This is a genomic window from Streptomyces sp. NPDC006393 (assembly GCF_040628575.1).
GTDB lineage: Bacteria > Actinomycetota > Actinomycetes > Streptomycetales > Streptomycetaceae > Streptomyces.
Map to the genome: position 1 here is coordinate 40122 of NZ_JBEXZD010000059.1, position 6896 is coordinate 47017.

The 6896-nt window shown below is 69.0% G+C and carries 5 protein-coding genes and 1 pseudogene; 4 read left to right on the forward strand and 2 right to left on the reverse strand.

Annotation, left to right across the window (positions count from 1 at the left end; genetic code table 11):
- The first annotated feature begins 188 nt into the window (after window positions 1–188).
- From ABZ484_RS23330 to ABZ484_RS23340, 3 genes are all read left to right on the forward strand, one after another.
- Window positions 189–1103 (forward strand): YceI family protein, encoded by a 915-nt coding sequence (locus ABZ484_RS23330; protein WP_358867848.1) that lies wholly within the window; start codon window positions 189–191, stop codon window positions 1101–1103.
- A gap of 285 nt (window positions 1104–1388) precedes the next feature.
- Window positions 1389–2939: a hypothetical protein gene (locus ABZ484_RS23335; protein ID WP_358867849.1), complete on the forward strand. Its 1551-nt coding sequence runs from the start codon at window positions 1389–1391 to the stop codon at window positions 2937–2939.
- 319 nt (window positions 2940–3258) lie between these two features.
- Complete coding sequence (locus ABZ484_RS23340) at window positions 3259–4251, forward strand: phospholipase D-like domain-containing protein (protein ID WP_358867850.1); 993 nt, start codon at window positions 3259–3261, stop codon at window positions 4249–4251.
- 401 nt (window positions 4252–4652) lie between these two features.
- On the opposite strand, the gene ABZ484_RS23345 is transcribed toward ABZ484_RS23340, so the two are convergent.
- Window positions 4653–4868 carry a hypothetical protein gene (locus ABZ484_RS23345; RefSeq protein ID WP_358867851.1) on the reverse strand — a complete coding sequence of 72 codons (216 nt, stop codon included), beginning with the start codon at window positions 4866–4868 and terminating at the stop codon, window positions 4653–4655.
- A gap of 132 nt (window positions 4869–5000) precedes the next feature.
- On the opposite strand from ABZ484_RS23345, the pseudogene ABZ484_RS23350 reads away from it, so the two are divergent.
- Window positions 5001–5390, forward strand: a pseudogene (locus tag ABZ484_RS23350) (UvrD-helicase domain-containing protein); the annotation flags it as partial.
- Between the two features lie 72 nt (window positions 5391–5462).
- Here the strand turns inward: ABZ484_RS23350 and ABZ484_RS23355 are convergent.
- Entirely contained in the window at window positions 5463–6266 is an 804-nt protein-coding gene (locus ABZ484_RS23355; protein WP_358867853.1) for a GH25 family lysozyme, read from the reverse strand.
- Between the last annotated feature and the right edge of the window lie 630 nt (window positions 6267–6896).

Here is a 6896-nt window from a genome sequence, read left to right on the forward strand (position 1 = left end):
CCTGCCGCACGCCACTTCGGGGGAAGAACGGCCCTCACGGCCTGTTCTATGATCGTTGAAAAGTTGATCTCATCGCATCCGCAACCAGTCTCCATTGGATCCTGGCGACCGCGCGCGCCGACTCCGAGCGGGCCTCGCGGTTCCGTGCGGGACTCGCGGTACTGACACGGCGAAGAAAGGTGAACAGCATGGCCCTCGGGCTGCTCCGACGTCGGCGTTCCCGCAACGCTTCCGGTGCCGCGTCGGGTCTGTCGGTCCCCCTGCCGACCGGCGCGGGTGCGTACGGCTGCGAGGTCGTCGATCCCATGGGACAGCCCATGGGCGGTGCCGAGGTCACGGTGACCTCGGTGGACAGCCACCGCGTCCTCGCCCGCGGCACCACGGATCCGTTCGGCCTGTTCATGGCGACGCTGCCGCCTGGCTCCTACAGCGTGATGGCCACCGCGGAGGGACTGACACCCGCACGCAAGAGTGTCGACGTAGCCGCCGGAGTCGTCCTCTCCCCGGAGCGCATCGCGCTGCTGCCCGCCCGTCAGCTGGAACTCCCGGCCCCCGGCACCTGGTTGTTCGACCCGCCGCACACGGCGATCCGGTTCATCGCCAAGCATGTGGGCATGGCCCACGTCCATGGCCGCTTCACCCGCTTCGACGGCGGCATCCGCGTCGCGCCGGACATGGCCGACTCCCAGGTGTCGGTGCGCATCGACGCCTCCAGCATCGCCACGGGCAACAGGACCCGCGACAACCACCTGCGTTCCGCCGACTTCCTCGACGTCGAGCGCTATCCGTACATCGACTTCGTCAGCAACCGGTTCGTCTACCGCGGCGGCTCCAAGTGGACGCTGCACGGCACGCTCACCATGCACGGCACCAGCCGTTCCGTGGGCCTGGACACGACATACCTCGGAACGGTGAACGGCGGCTACGAGCAGGAGCTCCGCTGCGCGGCACTGGCGAAGGCCGAACTGCACCGCGAGGACTTCACCCTCAACTGGCGTTCCATGCTGGCCCGCGGGATCGCGGTCGTCGGACCGACCGTGCAGCTGGAGCTGGACATCCAGGCGATGTACCGCACTCCCGAGACGCCCACACCGCCGGAGTAGGCGGAGTAGGCGGAGTAGGCGGCGGCCCGTCACCCCCGCGCCGGGCCGATGGCGCGCTGTGTGGCCGCGCCCGGACCGTGGCCGCGCCCGGAACGTGGGCGCGCTTCGGGACTCGCGCGGCCGCGCCGGACTTTCCCGCGCCCCTGTGGCGGCACGTACAACCTTCGCACCCGCGTGCGAGTCGATCTCTGTGGCACAAGCCATCGGTGGACGGCGCACCCCGCGCCTCCCCCGGCACCCCGCCCAGGCCACGGCCTCCGACACCCGCCCGCGGAAAGAGCACCATTGATCGACAGTACGACCACGCGGCGGGACGAGTCCGCTCCCGTCCCGTCTGCCACCACCCTCTCGCCCGCGGAGGTACGCGCCGAGCGCCGCCGTGTCATCGAGTCCATCCGCGCACTGCGCCGTCTCCTCGACAGGCGACGGGCCTTCGAACTCGCCGACCGGCGCCGCCTGAACCGGGAGGCACGGGACCGCGACCGCGCCGAGGCGGCACACGGCAAAGGACTGCAACGCATCCACGAACGGCAGGTCCGCCAGGAGACCTCGCTCACCCGGCAGCTCCACGGACTGGACGGAAAGCGCGAGAGCCGGGAGAAGCGGGCCCTCGCGGTGCTGCGCCGCGAGTCCATCGAACGCGCGCTCGGCAGCACGTATCTCACCGCGAGCCAGGTGAACGGCATCGGCGCCGGCCTGATCCGCGACCTCGCGGCCCAGGGCATCCGGACGGCGGCCGACTTCGAGCGCGTCAGCTGGGGCAAGGCGCAGAGCGGCAAGGGCGGCGAGGTCCTGTACATCCACCGCACCAAGGGCGGCAAGGTCCACATCAACGGCATCGGAGAGCACCGGGGCCGGCCGCTCTTGGCGTGGCGCCAGTCCGCGGTGGCCCGTGCCGAGGCCCGCGCCCCGCGTGAGCTGCCGCCGGACGAGCGGCACCGCATCGCCGAGATCATCGAAGCGGAGCGGAAGCGGCTCCAGCAGGAGCTGGCCGAGGCACCGCGCACCGCGGAGTCCGCACGCGCCGAAGCCGTACAGGCGCACGCGGAGGCCCTGGGCCGACTGGCCGACGCCCACCGGGAGGCGGCGGACCGCGCCGCCGAACGCCGCGCCGAGTTCGACGCGATGGCAGAGCAGCTGCTCGCGCTCCAGGCACAACTGTCCGCGCACATGGACCAGTACGGCGATGCGGGCCGCCGGGTCCGCCGCGCCCAGACCCGCGCGCTGCGCCCGCTCCCGGACGTACCGTCTCTGCCGGCCGTCCCGTCCCCCCGCGGCCCCTCGGACTCCGAACAGCGCACGAGCCCAGCGACGCGCCCGGAGGCCGGCCAGACGCAGCCCGGCACGACCAAGGCCGGCCCGACCAAGGTCAGCCTGGCGAAGGTCAGCCTCGCGAAGGTCAGCGGGCCGAAGGCCGCCGACGGAGCCCGGCCGGAGCAGGTGCCCGGGGTACGGGCCGGCCTCGGCTGGCTGGTCCCCATCGTCTTCTTCACCATGACCGCGATCACGGGCGTGGGCGAACAGGACGTGACGGCACCTCTGTGGTTCAGGATCGGCACTCGACTGGTGGCCGCGGCGATCCTCGCCGATCTGCTGCGCCTGTGGATCCCGCGCAGGCGCTGGCGGACAGCGGCTCCCATGCCTCCGGGAACGGGCCCGCTGACCTTCGGCACCCTCCTCGCCCTGGCCGCCTCCGGCATGTTCCCCGACCCGGAGCTGTCCACCAATGGAGCCCCGTGGGCGGTGTCCGTCGTAGCGGCGTTCTTCCTGATGGGAGGCGCACTTCTGCGCACGAGGACGGACGAGGACGAGAACAACGGCACGCCCAAGGGCTAGGGCTAGGGCTATTGCAAGGGCAAGGGCAAGGAGGCGTAGGCGATGCTCTTGCTCTGAGCCCAGTTCATGCCGTCGCGCATGGACGACGTCGTGCTTCCGAGGTCGTGCGCGACAAGGCGCCGCATGAGGTCATGGGAAGCTTTTGCCATTTCGAGGAAGTCCCTTGCACCGCCCCCGACCTGCACGGCGTCCGTTATGTCCACGGCCCCGGCCGGTTGCTCACGCCATGTTTACCGAGCTGCCTCTCCCCGTCGTTCTACGCGCGTGGTGTCATGCACGCGTCGTGCTCCGCCAGCGTCAACTCGACTAGGAGTCAAGCATGCTGTGGAAGGTCCTCGGCCGTGCCGGTGTCGCCCTGGCCGCCGGTGCGTCGGTGGTGGCCACCGCCCTCCCCGCGAACGCCGCCGAATACTCCGCGTTCGCCTTCTCGCGTAGCGGCAGCCAGCCCACCGTCTACGACTTCATCAACTCGGCCACCACCACACTCGACATGACCATGTACGAGCTGGAGGACACCACCGCCGTCAACGACCTCATAGCCCTGAAGAACAAGGGCGTCACCGTCCGGGTCGTACTGGACCGCCAGCACAAGACCGCCAACAACTCGGCGTACAGCGCCCTGAGCAGCGCGGGTGTGGGAGTGGTGTGGTCGCCGTCCGCCTTCGTCTACACGCACCAGAAGACCATCACGGTGGACGGCGTGAAGTCGCTGATCATGACCGGCAACCTCACCTCGCAGTACTACACGACCAGCCGTGACTACGGCGTGTTCGACGACGACAGCCGCGACGTCGCCTCGATCGAGAAGGTCTTCAACGCCGACTACACCGGCACCTCGATCACGCCCACCGACGGCGACCACCTGCTCTGGTCCCCCACCGACTCCCGCAACCGCCTGCTGTCCGTCATCAACGGCGCCACCTCCGAACTCGACGTCGAGGAACTGGAGTTCAGTGACAGCACGGTGGTCAACGCCATCGTGGCGCGGGCGAAGGCGGGCGTGGCCGTGCGGGTGGTACTGGAGAGCCCGTCCAGCTACTCCAGCCAGGTGTCCGCCATCAAGGCGGCGGGCGGCAAGGTCGTCGGCTACTCCGACCCCAACGGCTTCTACATCCACGCCAAGGCGATGGTCGCCGACTACGGCCTGTCCACCCAGAAGGTGGAGGCCGGCTCCATGAACATCAGCAGCAACTCGCTGGACAACAACAGGGAGCTGGGAATCGTCCTCACGGGCACGGGCGTCGCCGAGCCGGTCGCCACCACCGTCGAGACCACCTTCGACAGCGACTATTCGGGCGGCACTCCCGCGTGACGGTGAATCGGTGACTCAGCGCCGATGCCCCACGCCCCCGGCCGGCATGGGCATCGGCGGCCCCAGCGGAAAGTGGCGGCGAAGGACCGGCCTGGGACGGTGCGGATCGCCGTGACCGACACGCGAGGTGATCGCCTGCCTTCACCCGCTGCTGACTTCATCGCACCCTTGGACGCGGAGTCGGGCCGCGGTCGGTTCGTGGTGACCTCCCTGGCCGACCGATGGGGCACGGAGCCGTGTCCGCCCAGCGGCAAGTCGGTCTGGGCGGCCGACGCGGGATCGTGCCGGTCATCCGGATCCGGCCCGTACCTCTGTGATGAGGCGCTGCACTCTGTGGCGTACGCCGTGCTCGTCGCTCTTCTTGAGCAGCGGAAGCGGGCCGTGGAAAGGGAGTCGAAAGTTCACGGGCGGTGGAAGACGTCGAGTGGTCCGTAAGCAGTCGGCTTGCTGTCGGCCAGCTCAGGGTGGTTGCCCACGCGGTTGGCCGATTCCAGGTACGCGAGGATACGGTCCTCGTCCCAGGGCCCACTGCTCTGTACGGCATCGCGCAGGGCCGGCGCGTCGTGTGCCGTGGTGGCCTGGCCGCCGATCTCCCGGTAGAAGCCTGCTCGAGCCATTGAACAGGTTCTCCATCTCGCCGTTCTCGTCGACGTTTCGGGCTGTGGTTTCGCCTGCTCCGAACGCGCCGCCGAACGCCGTGCCGGAGAGGCGGAGTCGCTTACCTCGTCAAGGCTGAGGCCCAGCTCAGGGCGGCCCGGTGCGGGCGCGGCAGCGCGTTGTCGCCCTCGAAGCGCGAGCAGTTGTGGCCCGCCGTCGAGTTGTTCGAGCAGATGTTGCGCGAGCAGAAGGCGACCACCCACCTCAAGGTGTGCCCCCTCGCGGACGGCCTTCTGGCCGGCACCTCACCCACGCACGACCATGTCGTCGACGAGGCACAGGACCTTCACCCCGCGCAGTGGCGCGTCCTGCGCGGCGCGGTGGCGCCCGGAAACGACGACCTGTTCATCACGGGCGACCCCCACCAGCGGATCTACGACTCCAGGGTGTCGCTGGGGTCCCTGGGCATCTCGGTCACCGGGCGCACCCACCGGCTGCGCATCAACTATCGCAGCACCGAGGAGATCCTCGCCTGGTCCACGGCAATCCTCGGCGGGGAGCCCCGGGTGGAGCGGCACCGTGCGTGCCCTGCTCCACCCGGGGTCCGAGGTGTGTCACGCAGTGTTGTTGGCCAAGGCCAGCAAGCGGCTGCGGTCGCCGTTGAAGCGGTCGCGGTCCACGTTGCCGGAGATGCCGCTGACGCTGCCCGTGGAGGTGTACTGCCAGACCGTGGCGTACGGGAAGCCGTTCGGGAGGGTGGGGTTGGACGCGGTGGTCCAGCTCGCCACCCAGAGCGGGCTCCTGGCGGACATGCCGCTCCAGCCGCCGGTGCAGGTGTTCCACCAGCTGGGGCTGGTGTAGATGACGACGTCGCGGCCGGTCTTCGACTTGTACGTGTTGTAGAAGTCGAGGATCCACGACTGCATCGCGGCGGCCGACTTGCCGTAGCAGCCGCCTTCCAGGTCGAGCATCCCGGGCAGCGTCAGGTTGTCCCTCGACCAGGCGCCGCCGTTGTTGGCGAAGTAGGTCGCCTGCGTGGCGCCGCTGGAGGCGTCCGGCCGCGCGAAGTGGTACGCGCCCCGGATCACGTTGTTCTTGTAGGCGTTCAGGTAGTTGGTGTTGAACTGGGAGTCCTTGTACGAGGTGCCCTCGGTGGCCTTGATCCAGGCGAACTGGATGCCCGCCGATTTGACCGACGCCCAGTTGATCGTCCCCTGGTAGTGCGAGACGTCGATACCGGGCGGGGGGTTCGTGGCGAAGGACGGGCTCACCACGGCCGTGGTGCTCAGCTGGAGTTGGCGTGTGTCCGGCTTGAAGTCCTTGCTGTCCTGGACGTAGCCGACGCCGGCGTATCCCTGGCCGAGCGGGATGGTGTCGCCGGACGGCGCGGGTCTGGCGGAGGCCGTGCCCGCCGTCATGGTCGCTGTCAGGGCGATGCTCGCGCCGAGGACGCCGGCGACGGTCAGAGTTCGGGCACTGCGAATTCGCGAGGACAAGGCTTTCCTCCTGGGCTTCCGGTTGTGGGGTGCGGGGAGGTGCGAGGAGGTGCGGGTACGTGCAGGACGTGCAGGACGTGCCGGGATGTGCGGTTCGGTGCGGTCTACTCGCGTAGCTCCGAGGCTGGCGCTCGTCACCGCGGCTTCGGTGCCGCGGCTGCGGACAGGGGGTGGGGCCGTGGGCGATCCAGGGAGCGCGTCGCCGGGGTGGGGGCTCGGGCGTGCTGGGCGGAGCTGTGCCTGCGTGGCGCCGCGACAGGTGGGCTGTGCAGCTGCGCTTGTCACGGACACGTCATGATAAGCAGTCAACACCCCTTGTCCGAAAGGGGTTTCGGGCACCATCTGTGGTCCAGTCCACTGCCCAATCAGCAGACCTGTGCCGATTCCCCAAGACGCCCCGGAACTTCCGCCGTCTGAAACTCCCCGCGCCCGCGTGCCGCACGGTGCGGCACGCGGGAAGAATAATTTTTGATGGTGAAAGATTGAGAAATCAAATGGTTTCAAATGTTAAAGAGACTGAATCTACTGGAAATGAAGAAGGTGGCAAGATTG